At 43.1% G+C, this 21,014-nt stretch carries 4 protein-coding genes; all 4 read left to right on the forward strand.

Going from position 1 to position 21,014, the window contains the following annotated elements; all coding sequences use genetic code 11:
- The first annotated feature begins 358 nt into the window (after positions 1-358).
- From VRUMOI_RS14400 to VRUMOI_RS14415, 4 genes are read left to right on the forward strand one after another with little or no spacing between them, the layout of a single operon-like run.
- Positions 359-2,089, forward strand: a complete 1,731-nt coding sequence (locus VRUMOI_RS14400) for an ABC transporter transmembrane domain-containing protein (protein ID WP_162598419.1) — start codon at positions 359-361, stop codon at positions 2,087-2,089.
- Positions 2,086-4,179 carry a peptidase domain-containing ABC transporter gene (locus VRUMOI_RS14405; RefSeq protein ID WP_197712973.1) on the forward strand — a complete coding sequence of 698 codons (2,094 nt, stop codon included), beginning with the start codon at positions 2,086-2,088 and terminating at the stop codon, positions 4,177-4,179. The genes VRUMOI_RS14400 and VRUMOI_RS14405 overlap by 4 nt, the downstream gene beginning before the upstream one ends.
- An 8-nt stretch (positions 4,180-4,187) precedes the next feature.
- Positions 4,188-5,528: an HlyD family type I secretion periplasmic adaptor subunit gene (locus tag VRUMOI_RS14410; RefSeq protein WP_089139567.1), complete on the forward strand. Its 1,341-nt coding sequence runs from the start codon at positions 4,188-4,190 to the stop codon at positions 5,526-5,528.
- 18 nt (positions 5,529-5,546) lie between these two features.
- Positions 5,547-20,960, forward strand: a complete 15,414-nt coding sequence (locus tag VRUMOI_RS14415) for a VCBS domain-containing protein (RefSeq protein WP_162598420.1) — start codon at positions 5,547-5,549, stop codon at positions 20,958-20,960.
- The last annotated feature ends 54 nt before the right edge of the window (positions 20,961-21,014 follow it).

Raw genomic sequence — 21,014 nt, forward strand, 5'->3', positions numbered from 1 at the left:
TATTCTTATTGATGGCACTTTTGTCGGTAATATATTTTAGCGGGTCCAGCTAGTAGACGGATGTGGCTATAAGATCCGGTTTTGCTCTTGAAGTTGACGTTGTAACTAATGTGGTTTGGTGTTAGCTTTTTGTTAAATTGATTTTGTTTTTATTGTACGTGGCATGTGTTCAGGTTGTTTCCGCATATGTGCAATAGATAAATTACTTGCTATTTATTGATCAAGATGATGGATTTGTGATCTAAGTCCCATTAGAATCCAGACATTCTTTCATAAATAATTAGCATTATTCTACGTATAAATAGGTTTGCCTTGGATGGTTAGATTAAATCAATTTATGCAATAAGGTAAAGGTATCGTGCAAATTTATAAATCATTTATTAAAGTTCCGCATTTTTTAGAGTTGCTGCTAAGTTCGACCTTTATCAATTTGCTGTCTCTGGCACTTCCATTTGCGTTACTCCAAATCTATGACCGTATCTTACCTAATCAAAGCTATGGTACTGCCGTTATCTTATTGATTGGTGTGGCGGTCGCTATTTTCGCTGAAATGATATTACGCTTTTTACGAAGCTGGTTGTCGGCCTCGTCTGCCGCAAATTTTGAACAAGAGACCGTTGAGCATAGTGTGTTTTCACTGTTTAAAGCGGATTATCAGCATATTGCGAAAATGGGTATTGGTCGTATTTATAATGGCTTTAGCTCCATTGCTCAAATGCGTGATGCTTATTCTGGGCAATTAATGATTGGATTAGTTGATTTACCTTTCGTCATTGTTTTTATTGCATTGATTTCTTATATCGGTGGATCGTTAGTCTTTATTCCCATTTTAGTTTGGATTGTTGTGGGGATTATCGTGTTACTTATTGGTAACCAATTAACCAAAGCAACACAAGAGTTGTCACTTACTGAAAGCCAGCGTTTACGTGTTTTTATTCAAGTGTTTTCAGGGCTATCAACAGAAAAAGCTTTAGCTCAAGAAGCTGAAATTTCCAGTCAATACCGTCAATCGAATTATCATTATGCATCGATGCAACAACGCGTAGATTGGTTGGCGGCCAAATTACAATTGTTCATCGGTTTAGCCTCACAGGGCACGACATTAGCTTTAATCATGATAGGTAGCCTAGTGGTTTTAAATGGTGATTTAACGACAGGTGGGCTAACGGCGTGTTCAATTTTAGCGGGCCGAGCAGTCGCTCCTTTGAGTTCGTTAATTAACTTATATAACCGAGTCGCGACGGCCGATGTCGCTAAGCAAGAAGTGATTGAAATCTTAGAGTTACCAGAAGTGCCATTTCGTGGGATCGTTGAATTGGAAGAAGACGAGAAATTTCCAAGCGGCCCAATTCAATTACGTAATTTTAAAGTAACGGAAGTAGGAGCCAAGCTGGATATTGAGGAGCTGACTATTCCTGCTAATGGTTTGGTTGCTTTGCACTCAGATCCTTTGAGCTTTTCTAATTTATTTATTGCTTCTATTGGTTGCTTTAAACAAAGAGAGCAAGGTGAGTTAATCATAGGTGGACATGACTTATATGATTATCGCTACGACCAATATCATTCGGCAGTGATTTTTGTGCCTACATGGCCGACGCTATTTGCAGGGTCAGTATTAGAAAACCTTACAATGTTTCGTCCTGAATTAGAAGGTGATGCGCTTATTTTGGCTGAGCAATTAGGACTATCGACAGCAATTGGTGAGCTGGCTGCGGGTTACCAAACGCAAATTGGTGAAAGTGGCATCGAAACATTTAATAAAGGCACTATCCGTATGATCGCTATGGTAAGAGCGCTAGTACAACGACCATCAATTTTATTATTACAGCAGCCATTATTGTCACTGGATCTTGATAGTCAGCAACGTTTGATACAAGTACTTTCTCTCTATAGTCAAACGATGACAATCATTGTGGCGACTCAATTCCAAAATTTGATTGATGTATGCCATTTGCATATTTCTATCGATTGGGATGGCCATTGTGTGATGGAAGAAGGTGTACGACAAAAAGGGCAGGTGACAAATAAAATTGGTGGGAGCCACGTTGCTATCGATTCAAACTTTATTGCACAGGAACAAGCAGAATGACGCATATGCAACAGACCGCAGCCACGCCATTACTGGATGAAACCAATATCGATTATAAGCATCTTTTACAACATTGGCTAAAAGAGCTCGGACTGAATGCTCAGCAAAAAAATGTACAGCATAATCCTGAACTCAAGTTAGTCGATGCCGTTGAGTTGGTTGAGCAATTAAAAAAGTTTGATATCAGTTATGTGACTGATGTGGTTAATAAAGTCAATATTCAATTAACACCATACCCATTTTTAATCATTGACCAACAAGATGGAAGCGCTCAACTCTATCGTCGACGCAATAACCGTCTACAACGGTTCGATGCGCAAATGCAAAAATGGTACGGCTCTGACTTTAATGATTTAAATACTCATTCTATCGCAGTATTGGTTGAGCGATTACCATCTAAGCAGCTGAACATGAAGTCTTTCTCTCGAGAAATGACCAAACGTTCAAAATGGTATCGTCCCGTGTTTTTTTTGAGCTTATTAATTTCGGTGACGGGTTTAAGTATTCCTCTATTTACCATGGCGGTTTATGACCGAGTAATTGGCTCGCAACATTCGGATATTTTAATTCCTATCGCCATTGGTGCTGGGTTAGCCGTCTTTATTTATTTAATTTGTCAGTTATATCGAGCTTATATTCTCACTTCTGTCGGTAATCGATTTTCGCGTGATTTATCCAATATGACATTTCATCGTTTAATGTCTCTGCCTCTGATGATTTTGCATCGAGTCGGAATGGTCAATCATATTAACCGAATGAAAAATAGCGAGAAAGTACGCAGCATTTTAATCGGACCAACAGGAACCAGTTTAATTGATTTACCGTTTACAGCCGTAGTGCTTATCGTGATTGGTTTGCTGAGTGGTTGGTTAGTTCTCGTTCCCATCGTAATGCTGTTACTCAATTATTTGTTAATGAAGCTAATCAATAAATACACTAATGATGCTTTGCCAACGGTCTCGAATCATTACCAAGATACGATGATTGAGCTATCTAAAAATGTGTTGCTATTAAAATCGGGTGGCAGCGTGCAAGGTTGGCTTAAAACCTTGCAACATATGAATCAAGAAAATAGTCGTCAGAACTTTTTGTTTGCAAAGCGGAATGGGTTGAACGCTGCGATTGGACAAGCAATGAGTATGTTTACCGCTCTGGTGACCATTTTTGTTGGTGTGTTTTTAGTCCTTAACCAAAGTATTTCACCGGGAGCTTTAATTGCTTGTGTAATGTTGATTTGGCGCATTACAGGCCCTGCACAGATGGTATTTTCATCTTCGTTAAAATTTTCGATGGTGAAAAGTGCGATTAAGCAATTTGATAGTTTTATGATGGTGGCGACAGAAAATAACGAACTACGTCTTGCGATTCCTGATGAGGATCAGGCTCCTTCCTTGAGTGTAAAGCAACTCACCTTGCGTTATAGCGCAGATAGCCAACCAGCATTATCTGGAGTCAGCTTTGATGTGGACGCCGGCGAAATTGTAGCGATTGTAGGCCCGAATGGTTGTGGTAAATCGAGTTTATTATTGTCATTACTTGCCGCCATAGAACCGCAAGCTGGCTATATCACCGTGAATGGTAAAAACATTCGTCAATATGACCCTCAATTATTTCGTCGTTGGGTGTCATTTTCTCCAGCGGAAACCAATTTAGTCGCTGGCAGTTTAGCTGATAATCTTCGTAGTGTGAAAGCCGATGCTAGTGATGAAGAAATTCGTCAGACATTATTGATGGCGGGAGCAGAACCATTATTGAATAGCGTTGGGGGAGATATCCATGCTCCGCTATTTAATGAACAAAATATTATGATGCGCTCGATTGATGCCAGCACGATTAGCTTAGCGCGAGTTGTGCTAAAAGATGCCACCTATTGGTTAATGGATGAACCCATGTCGAGTTGTCCAGTGACAACAAAATTAAAGTTCGAGCGGTTATTAGATGATATGAAAGGAAAAAAAACCATCGTCTTTACGACTCATGACCCTGTATTAATCGCTAAAGCCGATAAAGTTGTGGTTATGGATAAAGGTAGTGTTGTTTATGCTGGTCCGGTTCAACAACCGAATAATGTCAGCGAAGAGTTGAAGTGAGAGGCGTGATGGGTATTAAGACTTCAAAGCAAGATTCGCAACCCGCGGTCATTTGGCCTGATTTTGAATTTTCTACAGCAGTGGAAGCTCCATCTGAACGCCGATTAGTAAAATCAGTTACCTTGGTACTGTGCTTATCCATTTTAGTGTTATTTATTTGGTCTATTTTTACCAATGTGCATGAAATCGCCAAAACACAAGGTCAAGTGGTGCCATTAGGGCATAAACAAGTCATTCAAAGTCAACGTGGTGGCACCATTGGGTCGGTATTAGTTGAAGAAGGGGACACGGTACTTAAAGGCCAGCCTTTGGTGAACTTTATTTCAATTGATAGTCAATCTTCAAAAGATGAATTGGATGTAAAGCGCGCGAATTTAATGCTGCGTATCGAAAGATATAACGCCTTTTTATCACAGAGAGACCCAGATTTTTCTGAGTTTGAAAAATTGTATCCAGACCTAGTACAGACCCACCAAGAAGCTTTTTATGAAATGAAACAAAAGGCGAAAACACTTTTATCTGTATCGGAAGCTGAAATCAATAAAACTCAACAAGAAATTGCGGGAATTGATAATGAGTTCCCTTCCGCTCAAGAACAGTTACGCCTATCTAATCATATGCTTAACTTGATGCAATCTAGTGATAAACGTCAAGCTATTTCTGAGTTGGAATTTAATACTGAAAAGCAAAAACACGAGTCTTATGTGCGTGAGTTAAAGTCGCTAACAGGTAAAAAGAACGTATTACAAAAAACGTTAATCCACCTTCAAGAGCAGTTAAAAGAAAAGCAAGCTGCTTATGAATCTGAAGTGAGTGAATTACGAACGGAAGCGCAAACCGATTTAATTGGTACTGAGGCTCGTTTACGTTCGAGTCGCTTTGAACTACAAGATAATGTCGTGCGATCACCCGTGGAAGGCATTATTCAATCGATTCCAACAACCAATGAAGGTAGCGTGATTCAACCTGGCGGTACGGTTGCTATTATTGTACCAATGACTAAAACCGCGATGATGGAAACGAAACTTTCACCAAGGGATATTGGCTTTGTAAAAATAGGCCAAAAAGTAAAAGTAAAAATTGATGCTTTTGACTACAGTCGCTACGGAGCGTTGGAAGGCGTGGTAGAAAAAATCTCGCCAACGACTGATGCTGATGAGCGTGGAGGTGTCTATTACAAAGTTAGAGTATCTATTGCTCAACCATATTTTTTAAATGATCCTGAGCAGTTTAAGTTAATCCCAGGCATGACAGGTGAAGCCGATATTGTGACCGGTAATAAAACCGTATTTGAATATCTTTGGAAACCGGTATTCACTAATATTACAACCGCATTTGGCGAGCGTTAGGATTTTGAGGTAATGAAAATGAGCAATGAAAAACAAAATCAACCGACTAACAAATCGTCAGATCCAACTATAAAAGTGGCTCAAAAGCAGGACAAAGACGTCCAACGTATGAAAGCAAATGCTTTACGTGGTGATTCTGATGGCCGTTTTAGTAACCAATCAGTGGCCGATGATGTTGCTAATAAATCATGGAAAGTCGAAGGCACTTCTGCTGTAAATCATCAAGAGCTCAACATTGCCACCGATGATACAAATATTAATACGCCATTATCTGAGCCCACCCCGCAAGCAGGGTCCGGCATTGTAGCGGCTCCTAACTCATCTGAGGCACCACAATCAGTAACCGGGCAAGTGATTCCTACCCATCAGAATGACGATGGAGTGACGACGTATGCGGTAGCTGAAAATCACGCGAGCAATTATGTCGGGCTAAGTATGACACCAACGGGAGCTTTTACTTATGTTCCCACTGCGATTGGACAGTCCGGCCAATCGCAAACTATTCATTTAATCAGCATTCATAATGATCAAAGTACTACTCACCAAATGTTATTTATTAATAATGGTGGCAAGGTACAAGTCTTTATGGATGTGGATAATGCCGTGATCATAGAAGATCAAAACGTACAAGGTAACTTCATTCATTCTATAGGCCATCAAGATGAATCAATAACTGACTCTAAAGTAAGTGGTGCAGTAGTTGAGGTCATGCAAGGAAAATATGGCACGTTAACCGTGACCGAGACAGGTGATTGGGATTATGCTTTAGATAATACGCAGCTTGTCGTACAGCAACTTAAGCCTGGTGAAGATTTGTATGAAAGCTTTACCGCTCAAGTATTTAACCATGGCTTACACCAAATTAATATTGATATTAAAGGGGCTGAAGACAAAGCCGTGATCAGTGGCGTTAATACTCAAACGATCACGGAAGATACTCAGGTCACAAATGGCCAACTTGAAACCAGCGGTAAGTTAGATATTGTCGATATAGACCATGATGATGCTTTCTTCCAACCGCAATCCGTCATGGGGTTGTATGGTGAGTTTACTATTGATCAAGACGGCCATTGGACTTATCAAGCGAATAATACTCAGGATAAAATTCAGTCTCTAGCGGTTGGCGAACAACTTCAAGACGTGATTACTGTGACTTCGAAAGATGCTGGTACGACGCATGACGTAACCGTGACGATTACTGGTACCAATGATGCGCCAGTGCTGGTCGTCACTCCCAATGCGGCAGATTTCTCACAAGGGCAGCTAACCCAAACGGATGTGGATACTTCAGACACACATACTTTCACTCTAGTGGATGGTGCAGGTCAATATGGTGTTTTAGTGTTAGACCCTATGACTCAATCCTATTCTTATAGTCAATATCCTGCTGTTGATGTCAGTAATATGACTTATGATCCGGTAGCCAAAACCTATTCTGCTAAAGAAGTGTTTGAGTTCCATGTGGATGATAATCATGGTGGTCAAGATATCCAGTTTATTACTTTAGATATCACAGCGGTAGCCACTGCGCCTTCTCAACCGGGAGGGCCAGCTCAGATAACCACTTCAATCCAAACACCACCGATGATCACTGATAATATGCCGGTGATGCCGCTAACAACGCAAACTCATCAAGCAAATGTGGTCACGATAGATCTTGATGCGGCTAGTGACTCCGGTGTGTCAAATACGGATGATCTGACTAATGATTTTATGCCTACTATCACTGGGCATACAGACATGCCGTTCTCTCAAGTGGAAATTTTTGAGGGAAGCCAGTCGTTAGGTACGACAACATCCGATGGTAATGGCCGTTATAGTCTGGTTATTGCACCTCTAACAGGAGATGCAGATGGTATTCTTCATTCTTTGTTTGCACAAGCAACGGCGCCATCGGCACAATCTTCGGTAATTTCAGCGAATTTGGATATAACGGTTGATACCCAAACCGCATCCGCTGTTGCTGATTTAAATGCAACAAGTGATACATACTCCAGTGTTAATACGCTAGGTGCTGATCATGATGATCTAACGAGTGAAACCTTACCCAGCTTTGTGTTTAGCAATATAGATTCTGATGCAGATACCGTTGAAGTTTTTGATGGCAGCACTTCTTTAGGACAGGCAACTCTTAATTCAAATACAGGGAATTGGGAGTTTATCGTAACAAATGCTTTATCTAATGGTGATCATGATATTAGTGCTACAGTGACGGATAAGGCTGGTAATTTATCTAGCGCTCAACCTTTGTTGATTACAATTGACACCCTAATTGAAGCGCCGCAAGTGGCATTAACTACTGACACGGGCTTTAACGATCCAACGACACAAACGGACAATAAAACCGCAGTACAAGGCTTTGATGTCACCAACATCGAGCCGAATGCGGTGGTGGAGTACTCACTCGATGGCGGTCAAACATGGGATACCCAAGCACCGAGTAACCAAGCCGATGGCACCTATACGCTAGAGGTTCGTCAAACGGATGTGGCTGGTAACGTGTCGCCGAGCACAACCTTGAATTATGAAATCGACAGCGGCACGGCTGCGGCAGTGGTTGATTTGGATGCCAACAATGACAGTGCTGCGCCAAGTAACCCACAAGGTACTGACGACGATAACATTACTTCAAATACAACCCCAAGCTTTACGCTGACGGGCATAGATGCGGACGCTAGCCAAGTGGAAGTGTTCGATGGGCCAACGTCTTTAGGTTTTGCTACTCAAGGAGCAGTGGTGGGGACTTGGGTGTTCACCGCGACAACCGCGTTGGCCGATGGCCAGCATGACATTAGCGCGCTGGTCACCGACAATGCGGGCAATGTGTCAACACAAAACCCAGCGTTGCACATTGGCATTGACACTCAAATTGAAGCGCCGCAAGTGGCGTTAACCACCGACACTGCGTTTAGTAATGCTCCTGGCTTAGATACTGATAATAAAACCTCAATACAAGGCTTTGATGTGACTAACATTGAGCCGAATGCGGTGGTGGAGTACTCGCTAGATAAGGGCGCGACGTGGAGCACGCAAGCGCCGAGCAACCAAGTCGATGGTCAATATACCTTACTGGTACGTCAAACGGACGTGGCCGGTAATGTGTCAAGACCGACTAAGTTGGATTACGTGATTGACAGCCAAACGGCATCGCCCGTGGTGGATTTGGATGCAGGTAGTGACAGCCATAGCACTAATAACCAGCAAGGCTCCAATTTCGATGATATTACCTCGGAGACAACCCCAAGCTTTACTTTGACGGGTATCGATGCCGATGCCAGCCAAGTGGAAGTGTTCGATGGGCCAAATTCATTAGGTTTCGCCACTCAAGGCACAGTGGTGGGGAGTTGGGTGTTTACTACGACCAGCCCGTTAGCGGACGGTCAACACGACATCAGCGCGGTGGTCACCGATGATGCCGGTAACGTTTCGACGCAAAACCCAGCGTTGCACATTGGTATTGATACCCAAATTGAAGCGCCGCAAGTGGTGTTAACCACGGATACTGCGTTTAGTCATGCTCCTGGCTCAGATACTGATAATAAAACCTCAGTACAAGGCTTTGATGTGACCAACATTGAGCCGAATGCGGTGGTGGAGTACTCGCTAGATAATGGCGCGACGTGGAGCACGCAAGCGCCAAGTAACCAAGCCGATGGCACCTATACGCTAGAAGTTCGTCAAACGGACGTGGCCGGTAATGTGTCAAGACCGACTAAGTTGGATTACGTGATTGACAGCCAAACGGCATCGCCCGTGGTGGATTTGGATGCAGGTAGTGACAGCCATAGCACTAATAACCAGCAAGGCTCCAATTTCGATGATATTACCTCGGAGACAACCCCAAGCTTTACTTTGACGGGTATCGATGCCGATGCCAGCCAAGTGGAAGTGTTCGATGGGCCAAATTCATTAGGTTTCGCCACTCAAGGCACAGTGGTGGGGACTTGGGTATTCACTGCGACCAGCGCGTTAGCGGACGGTCAACACGACATCAGCGCGGTGGTCACCGATGATGTCGGTAACGTTTCGACGCAAAACCCAGCGTTGCACATTGGTATTGATACCCAAATTGAAGCGCCGCAAGTGGCATTAACTACTGACACTGGCTTTAACGATCCGGCAACGCAAACGGACAATAAAACTGCAGTACAAGGTTTTGATGTGACTAACATTGAGCCGAATGCGGTGGTGGAGTACTCGCTAGATAATGGCGCGACGTGGAGCACGCAAGCGCCGAGTAACCAAGCCGATGGCACCTATACCCTAGAAGTTCGTCAAACGGATGTGGCCGGCAATGTGTCGTCAAGCACAACCTTGCATTATGAAATCGACAGCGGCACCGCTGCGCCAGTGGTGGATTTGCAGGCCGGTAGTGATAGCTATGCGCCAAGTAATCCAAAAGGTACTGATGGAGATGATATTACTTCAAATACAACCCCAAGCTTTACGCTGACGGGCATTGATGCTGACGCCAGCCAAGTGGAAGTGTTTGATGGGCCAAATTCATTAGGTTTCGCCACTCAAGGCACAGTGGTGGGGAGTTGGGTATTCACTGCGACCAGCGCATTATCAGATGGTATACATAATATCAGTGCTGTCGCCACGGACAATGCAGGTAACGTATCGACACAAAATCCGGTACTGTCTATCAATGTAGATACACAGATTGAAACACCTGTTATTACATTAGCAACGGATACGGCTTCTGCTGATAATGTTACCTATATCCAGGGGTTTAACCTAAGTAATATTGATCCTAGTGCAGTTGTGGAATATTCATTGGATGGAGGGACGAACTGGACTACTCAAGAGCCTAATAACCAAGTTGATGGTGATTACAGTCTATTGGTTCGCCAAACCGATGTCGCTGGTAACTCGGCGATATCAGCACCATTGCCATATACCGTAGATACAAGCTTGAATGCACCAAGTGTAGATTTGACTGATACGAGCGATAGCTCTGATACCCGCAATGCACAAGGTTCAAATCAGGATGATATTACAAACCAAGTTCGTCCAACATTTGAATTATTAAACATTGACAATGATGCTGACAAAGTAGAAGTTTTCATTGATGGGAACTCAATAGGTGAAGCTCAGCAAGATCCAAGTACTCATCAATGGACGATACAACCTACCTCTGATTTAGCCCAAGGTAGCCATGAAGTGACAGCTATTGCCACCGATATTGCTGGCAATGTCGCACAATCACCGCAACCACAATTGTCAATTTGGGTTGATACTCAAGCTCAGTCACTTACGATTAGCTTGCAAACGGACTCTGGCTCGTCATCAACAGACCACATCACTAATACTCAAGGTTTTGATGTACAAGGTGTAGAACCAGGAGCGGTAGTAGAATATCGTCTACACACTACTAGTGGTACGGGTAGTTGGACAACAACTCAACCTTCCAATCAAGCGGATGGTACTTATACTTTAGAAACTCGCCAAATTGATATTGCAGGTAATGAATCTCAACCTATGAGCTTGACTTACACTATCGATAATAAAGCGGTTATAAGTATTAATACTATTGCACAAGACGATGTCATTAATGCACAAGAACATAATCAAAATTTAACGATTTCAGGTACTACGGTAGGCGTTGAAGACGGTCAAACAGTAACGGTTGAGCTTAACCAACAGACTTATACCGCTCAGGTTCAAGGTAATAGTTGGACGTTAGATGTTCCAGCAGCTCAGGTTCAAGCGTTAACTGACGGCAGTCAACCGCAAGTGATGGTAAGCGTCACCGATGTGGCGGGTAATGCAGCAATAGACGACCATCAGATCACCATAGACACCAGTGCTACTATCACTATCAATACAGTATCGACGGATAATGTCATCAATGCGCAAGAGCACGGTCACGCGCTCACCATTTCAGGTGATACGACAGACGTAGAAGACGGACAAACCGTTACTGTAGTACTGAATGGCCAATCTTATACGGCAGATGTTCAACAAGGTCAGTGGGCATTGGATGTACCAGCGATTGATGTGCAGCAATTAAGTGACAATGTAATTCAAACAATTACAGCCAGTGTGGCGGATAAAGCGGGTAACTCAGTATCTGAAACTCATGATATTAACGTTGATATTACTGCACAAATTCAAATAGACGCTGATCTAGCTGGTGATGATGTACTCAACGCGGCTGAAACAGGTCAAGATTTTGACATCAAAGGCACGGTTATCGGGGTAGAAGATAACCAAGACGTTACGATTGATTTCAACGGCCAACATTATACCACCCAAGTCACTAGTGGGACTTGGAGTTTCACTGTCCCTGCAACTGATTTATCGAATCTTAAAGATGGTGATGTGCCACATATCCAAGTATCGACAACGGATCTAGCTGGCAACTTAGCGATAGATGATCGTGATATTACTGTTGATACCCAAACCGCTGCGCCAGTGGTCGATTTGGATTCAGCAAGTGATAGTTCGGATACGCAGCATCAAAATCATGGTACTGATCATGATGATTTAACCAAAGATGACACACCGACACTAATACTGAAAGGCATCGACTCGGATGCGGCGCAAGTCGAAGTGTTTGATGGAACAACATCACTTGGTTTGGCTACACAGGGTACAAATGGTGAGTGGACTATTACCGTTGCGAATGTAGATGCTTTATCTGATGGGGTACATAGTATTACCGCGACTGTTACTGATAATGCCGGTAATACTAATACTTCTGTACCACTTGATATAAGGGTTGATACGGTTACCCAAGTACAGCTTGATGTAATTTCAAATAAGCACCAAGGTACTGGTATTACTGAAAATGCGAATTCAAGACCAGTAATCTCTGGCACGGCAGAAGTAGGCACTAAGGTCGATATTTTTGATAATGGAAATCAACTGGCTACAGTCGATACGGATTCATCAGGCCACTTTACTTACACTCCTGTGTCTGATTTATCTGAAGGGCTACATGAATTTACCGCAACCGCAACCGATGTTGCCGGTAACCAGCAAACCAGTACACCGCAAAGTACAACAATCGATACTCAAATTGCAGTCGATGTTGATATTACCGATGCGAGTGGAGATGAATTTATCAATGCCGCCGAGACTAGTGCGAATTCGTCTGTGATTTCGGGTCATATAGATGCCGATGCACATTTAACCTCATTGATTATTAGCGATGGTACTGATCAGGTAGCTATTGATGTTTCTCAAGTTGGTATTACTCCAAGTGGTGCTTTCAGCGTTAATGGTGTTGATTTATCTTCATTAGCTGATGGTCGTTTAACCGTGACTGCGAAAAGCATGGATGATGCGGGTAATACGGCTACACACTCCGATCTGATAGATAAAGATACAGTCAATAATGCACAAGATGATTCATCTTCTGTTAAGGAAGAATCGACGTTAAAAGCATCAGGAAATGTGCTTAATAATGATAACGAACCAGATGCACAGACGATTGATAATGTTAATCATAAAGCAACAGTTGATAGTCAATCGGTCGCTTTTGACTCCACGTCTACTGGCTCTCGTCAGCACGGCACTTTGACTGTAAATGCGGATGGCGACTATGAGTATGTACTTGATAACAGCAACACAGAGGTCCAAGCCTTAGGTGAAGGTGTCACCATTACCGATACCTTTACTTACACCGTATTAGACCCCGCTGGTAACCCGAAAGATACCACCATGACGGTGACAATTACGGGTACTAATGACATACCAGTAATTGGTGGCGTTATCAGTAGTGATGTTACCGAACTTGTACCTAATACTGCGAAAGCATTAACCACGAATGGCCAGTTAACCATAGCGGATACTGATACTCATGTAGACAGTAATCTTTATCCAAATGGAGAACAGCATTTCCAAACAGCGGTAACACCTGATGCTAACGCTTGGGGCAGTTTAACCATAGATGCGGATGGTCACTGGCAGTACAGTGTAGATAACGACAAAACTGAACTTCAAGCACTACAGAAAGGTGATATTCATACCGACATTTTTACCGTAACCAGTATTGATGGCAGTGAAACACAAGATATCACCATTACCATTAATGGTACTGCGGATGCTCCGGTTATCACTTCCTCAGCACAAACTGGCTCAGTCATTGAAGATGGCCGTAATGCGCAAGGCCAGAAGGTTGATACTGGATCAAATAGTGTTTCCGGTAAGCTAGATGTCATCGATGTGGATCAGTTTGCACAAGGCACAACTAATCCTGAAACCGCAGTTTGGACTATTACTGGCGCTAACATGAATCCAGCATCAGGCACAGACGTTCATGGTGCTTATGGTACATTGCATATTAAAGATGATGGCAGTTGGACTTACGATTTAGATAACACACGCGCGGATGTTCTGGGCGCGAATGATAAGCCACAAGAAGTCTTCACCGTTACCGTCACTGACAGCACAGGCCTAACCGATACCCAAACCATCACCATTGATGTGCATGGCACCAATGATATGCCGAAGATCTCTGGCGTAAAAACTGGTGAAGTGGTTGAATTGGGTGATAATTATGCCCAAGGTAAAACGGCAACAGCAACGATTACGGGTGATTTAACAGCGAAAGATCCCGATCAAGGCGATAGCTTAACTTGGTCACTGAAAGGTGCAACGGCTGCAACGCCGCAAGCACTTAGCGGCATCGATGGCACCTATGGTCGTTTGGTTATTGATGATCAAGGGCATTGGGAGTATCAATTAGATAACAATAATGCAGCGACCAATGCTTTATCTATTACTGAACATCCTACTGAAACGTTCACAGTGTTAGCAATGGATTCTTCCGGTAATGCAACAGAGCAGGAAATTGTTATTACGGTTCAAGGTAGTAACGATAACCCAGTCATGGTGGCTTATGCTCCAGAATCTGTAGATGAGGGGACAAAAACACACATATTTAAAATGTCATCGGCAGGAGATCGAGCCTCTGATGTTGATAATGGTGATGTACTTACTTATCACCCAACCAATAACCCAAATGCTCAGCCAGATAAAAATGGTTGGATTAAAGTTGATAATAAGGGATGGTTGCGAGTACACCAAGATACAGGTGAGGTGAAGTTAAATACAAATGCACAATATTTCCAGCATTTACATCAAGGCGCTCAAGAAACGATTACTGTTCCGGTGACAGTGAGTGATGGTCAAGGTGGGAGTGCGGAACAAACTCTAACTATTGAGGTGACTGGTACTAATGACACCCCAACAATACAGCATGTATTTTATGACTCATTGACTGACCAAACTGGCAGCGCTCTGAATGTAGGTACAGCACAACAAGATATTTCAGGTCAAAATGCCTCAGGTTCTCATAATATCAATGAAGATCAAATCATTACTGGTCACTTTGACTTTAAAGACCCTGATGATTTTAGTGATTCTTATCCTGCACCAAATAACATTCAAGGCACAGGTCAAAAAGAAAACCAAGTCCATGCAGCCTCTGGTGGTGATACCTATGAGTACTCCGTAACTGACGCTAATGGTCACTCAGTATCAGTACCAGGCTTTAGAATAACTAATAAAGACACGGGCGAGTACACCTTCAACGCTGGTGATGATGCTTATCAACACTTACAAGTCGGCGATACTGAAAACGTTAAAGTTAATGTAACCATTACTGATAATAATGGTGGCACAGATACCAAAACATTAACCTTCAACGTCAAAGGCACCAATGATGCGCCAGTTATCACGGCAAGCTCATTTACCGACACAGATGAAGACACACCTCTTATCTTTACTAACCAAGACTTACTCCAAAATGTGAATGATATAGATAGCACTAACTTAGCTATCTCTAATGTTCATGCGGCGGCAGATGGTACCGTGAAAGATCTAGGTGGTGGCCGTTACCAATTCATTCCAGATAAAAACTTTAATGGTGATGTTGAAATTCAGTTCTCTGTTGACGACGGACGAGTTCAAAATTTAACCACAGGCTCTTCGTTTATTACCGTTAATCCTGTGAATGATGCACCTACTGTCGACACGGATGTAGTCGCAGGTACGATAAACGAAGATGGTGGTTCTATCATCATTACGGAAGCGGATTTGCTGCAAAATGCAAATGCTGCCGATGTGGATACGAATAATATCGCGCCGAACTTGGAGTCAGATAGTCTATCGATTAAAGATCCTGCCAATGTACAAGTTGATTCTAAATCTGGTTCGCTGAATTATGATGCAGTAAACCATCAATGGGAATTCACCCCTGCACCAGATTGGAATGATAACTGGGGAGTGCCAACATTCACATTTACTGTGACGGACGGAAAAACGGATGCTACGCATGCGACTAAAGCGACTATACATGTAACTCCGGTCGATGATCCTGCTGATATTCACGTTGCGCCCCAAACGACACCTGATTTAGAGGCAACCCCCTCAGTACCCTCTGCCAGCGGTCAATTAGAAATTATTGATCCTGATAAAGGCCAAGATCATTTTAATCCGATCAGTAGTCAAGCAACTAACCATGGATTTTTTAGTTTAGATAAAGATGGTCATTGGCAGTTTACTCTCGATCCGCGTCATCCAGATGTCATTGCGCTCTCACCAAGGGATTCAATCACTGACACTGTGACTGTCACATCACCAGATGGAAAAACAAGTTATGATATTGATGTAGTGGTTAAAGGGGACAATGAGGCGCCAGTATTAGCGGTACAGACTGCACCTATTATCGCCAATGAAGTCAATGCCCCTCAGCCTGACGTCATTACAGGTAATATTGTTGCTACGGACGCGGATGCGCCGGATAAATTAACTTATCGGTTAGTAAGTCCTAGCGCAATTCCTGGTTTGACTTTAGATACCGATGGAACCTACCATTTTGACCAAGCGCACCTAGCGTACAACTCCCTTAAAGCAGGCGAAGTTGTTGAGCATAAATTTAGTGTAATAGCGCAAGACCAATTTGGTGCTACCGATACACAAACTTATGCAATTCGTATTACGGGCACCAATGATGCGCCAGAAGTCACCAGTCCCTATCAATTTGTGGATGCTCAAGGTAAACAAATTGATACTGATTTGACTAATGGACAGCGTCAATTTAGTTTCAGTGAAGCAGATTTACTGACATCAGCCAGTGATCCTGATGGTGATTTGCTGCATGTTTCCAGTGTTTCAGTAGACTCTCAATACGGTACTATCATAGAAGATGGACAGGGGGGCTATACCTTTAAAGCAGATGCAAATGTCCAGGGTGATGTTGAGCTTCATTATGAGGTAACGGATGGAGCCCTGAGCACTCAGGGGCTCTCTGCTGTGATTCATATTGATACGCAAGCAGTAAGCACAAGTGGAACATCAGCAGGCACTTCGCCTACGGGAAATAACAATCAAACTCCGAGTCAACAGACTGTAACAACTTTTCACATTAAAGCTGATGCGGGCTCTTCTGGTTCTTTATATTTGGGTGAAACGGCAACACCGAATAATTATATTCCTGGTTTGTATGGGTATCTTCAAGTAGATGCTACAGGGCATTACGAATATTTCTTATACCCTCATGACTCAAATTCAGATCCAATCAAGCAACTTGCTGAAGGGGAGGCAAGGTTTCCTCTCGATAAATTTGCTATTCCAGGTAGCTCTAAACTGGTCACAGTTTATGTGGATGGGGTGAATGATTCTCCAATAATTACAGGAGAAACGTCATCTACGGTTGACTCAAACGGCCAGGTTATTGGGCATCACCATGCAGTTGAGCTCGGTGAGTCTGTTGTTGTTGGGCATGTGACCGCTATTGAGATAGATAATAATGATTACGTTACTTTCACCGTATCTGATGTGAATGGTCAGGTTCCTAATGGTTTTCAAATTAATGATATAACTGGTCATTACCATTATCAACCAGATCCTACGGATTACCCTAACCTCGGAGCCGGTCAGTCTAAAGATGTCACCTTTACAGTGACAGCAACGGATACCCAAGGTGCAATGACTGAAGTACCGATTACTTTCACCGTTCACGGGCAAAACACGGCACCAACAGCGGATGCGACTGTTGATTTAGGGCAAAGTGATGAAGATACAACTCTTACTTTAGTTGGTTCTTCGAGTTCGACAGTAACATCTTCTACTCCAACTTTTGATTTGGTTGGTTTGTCTAATGCCGTTGATCCAGATGGTGATAAACTGCATATTACTAATGTAAAACTAGATCCGAATTCACCACTTCAAGGACATTTTCAGGATATTGGTGGAGGACGCTATGAATTTATTCCAGCATCAAATGAATTTGGTATTGTTCATTTCACCTATGAAGTCACAGATGGCTTAGACTCAACGACTGTGAGTGCTAGCCTAACAGTAGACTCGGTCAATGATGTACCAACTTATACTGCGATTAATTTAGGTCATGTGGATGAGCTAGACCAAACGTTGCCAGTGCTAAATGTTGTCACTTTCACAGAAAGTCAGTTGTTAGCTCAGGCTAGTGATGTGGATGTAGGCAGAGATCCTAACGAAGTTTTAAGTCTACAAAGTGTTGCTTTAAAAGACCCATCTCAAGGTAGTTTGACTGATGCTGGCAAAGGTAATTATCAGTTCGTGCCTGCGGATGACTTTAACGGGAAAGTGAAGCTTGATATCACAGTGGTAGATCATGCGGGCGAAATTGTGGTTGGTGAAGGCACCATTACTGTCGATCCTGTTAATGATAAACCCATCGATGTCAACAGTGGTTTAGAAATAGACCAAGTAGATATTAATGCGAACTCACTTAATGGCAATATTAATGAAGATAACGCCCAAACGGGTGGCAAATTCCTCGTTTCAGGACAATTGGAAATAACCGATGTTGACTCAGGTGAAGGTCATTTTATTGCCAATAGTGCGCTAAAAGGCCAATATGGTCAGTTATCGATTGATGCCGATGGTAATTGGCAGTATCAATTGATGGCGAACCATACCGATACCATACAAAGCCTTGCTGTGGGTGAAACACTAGAAGATGTTTTCCACTTGGCAACTGATGATAATGGCGGTAACAATGGTGCGTCATATCCATTTAAGGTAACTATTCATGGAGCACAAGATACAGCCTCCATTAAAGTGGAAGCTGGTGATACTGATACGGGTGGTATCAAGCTTACTTCGGATCCACAAATTACTAATTTGTTGGTGAATGCAGCTAACCAAGTAACGGCTGCTGATGTGACCACAACGGGTAAACTCACCGTGCATGATGTGGATACCTCTGAAGAGCATTTCGCCGCGACGACTCAAACAGGAACGTATGGCTCATTGGTTATCACCGAATCAGGGGATTGGACTTATACCGTCGATAATAATCAAATAGAGCTACAGCAGTTATCTATTAGTGAAACAGTCACCGAAACCTTTACCGTTTCATCAGCCGATGGTTCAGCAACGCATGATATTACGGTGACCTTAACTGGTGAAAACAATGTCCCAGTGATTGAAGCGGTACAAACACAAACCATCGCGGAAGATGCGAGCCAAATTAGTGGCCAGCTGCATGCGAAAGATATCGATAATGATGCGGATATTCCTACCATTACATACGCAGTTGATGGGCAAGCTCCAGTTGGTTTCACTTTAAATTCAGATGGTTCTTATAGTTTTGGAGCGACAGATTCCAGCTATCAAAGCTTAGCGGTTGGTGAATCACGTGATGTGACTGTTGACGTTGTTGCAACCGATAATCAATCTGGCACAAGTCAACCACAAAGCTTAACCTTTACTGTGACAGGGACGAATGATGCGCCAGTGATTACACCAATTACCGCGCAAACGGCTAATGAAGGGGGTGCACAGCTTGTCACTGGGACAGTGACCTCTAGTGATGTCGATAATGGTGCTACCGCGACTTATAGCACAACCGCAACAGTGGCAGGGTTTGTGTTGAACGCTAATGGTTCATACCGCTTTGATCCAAGTGATGCAGCATACCAACATTTGGCGGTAGGTGTTTCGCAAGATATTACTATCCCTGTGACAGTCACGGATGAACATGGTACGACAGATAGCACCGATTTAGTGATCACTATTACTGGTACTAATGATGCGCCAGTGTTAACCGTACCAACCCCAATTCAAGTTGATGAAGACGGTTCTGTTGTATCAAGTCAATTACAAGCTACTGATATTGATGGTGATGCATTAACTTATGCGTTAGCACCAAACCAAGGTGCGGTTGATGGTTTCAGTATTAAATCAGATGGCAGTTATAGCTTTGATGCTAGTCATGCCACCTACCAAAGCTTAGCGGCAGGTGAGACTCAGGATATAACAATTGAACTGCAAGTATCCGATGGTAAAGGTGGTACTGATACCCAAGAATTAAATATCACGGTGACAGGCACTAATGACGGCCCAACCGTGACTCAAGCTGAGGTGATTTCGGCAACAGACGAAGACCACTCAACGACATTTACGTTGCAAGATTTATTGGTACAGGCGAATGATGCTGATAGAGGCGAAAAAGCTCAATTAAGCATCACTAATCATGCTGTCACAGCCGATCACGGTAGTGTGCAGTGGAATGGTTCTGAATTTGAATATACACCAGAGCATGACTATAGCGGTGATGTGACCTTTAGTTATCAGGTTGTTGACCCTCATGGTGAAGTGGTTGACCAAACAGCGACGATGCATATTGATGCGGTTAACGATGATCCCGTTGTTAGTGGTGATGTGGCTTTAACTCACTCTACCGGTAAAGGTATGTCTACAAGCTTTACTCTGAGTGAGTTTTTGGATGGAGCATCTGATGTGGACAGTACTGCATTAAATGTCAATCCGCATACACTTCAGGTAGACCATGGCACATTAACGTATGATGCTTCTCAGCAGAGCTTTCACTATGATGCCGATGCTAATTATGTTGGTGATGTGATCTTTAGTTATGATGTGATTGATGGTGATGGCGGTTCGGTTACTCAACATGCCACTATGAGTGTGTATGATGCGCCGGATGATCCAGTCATCTCACAGCCGATGCCGTTACCAACGCCAACACCGATGATAGTACCAACGCCACCATTACAAAGTGGGAATCTACCACCTGCGCCACCCGTACAAAACGACGCGGGCGATGATGGTGATATATCCTCGGTGAGTATTGCTGCAAATGCATCACCGGTTGATCATTATTTAGCGTTGCTGGGTTTAGATGCGTCAGACAAAGCAGATATAAAACCTGCGCATGATGATTTAGGCTCACTAGACCATATTGCAGCATTCCATAGCCCGCTAGCGGATGATGCGAATGCACATTTAATGGCGCAGCAAGGGGATGCTTTTGCCAGCCCATTAGATGATGCGGATGATAAGCACGATAAACATTCAACTTTGCATGATCCTAAGCATCCTGATGGCCATGTTGAAGATATCAACCACCATGATGATCTTTTGACAGACTCTAATCACTACGATTCACTTAATGATCACCACCAGCACTAAACTTAACCGTTTGGGGTGAATAAAAACCGTAGTTCTCGCGAGCTACGGTTTGTC

The sequence above is a fragment of the Vibrio rumoiensis genome (genome assembly GCF_002218045.2).
Lineage (GTDB): Bacteria > Pseudomonadota > Gammaproteobacteria > Enterobacterales > Vibrionaceae > Vibrio > Vibrio rumoiensis.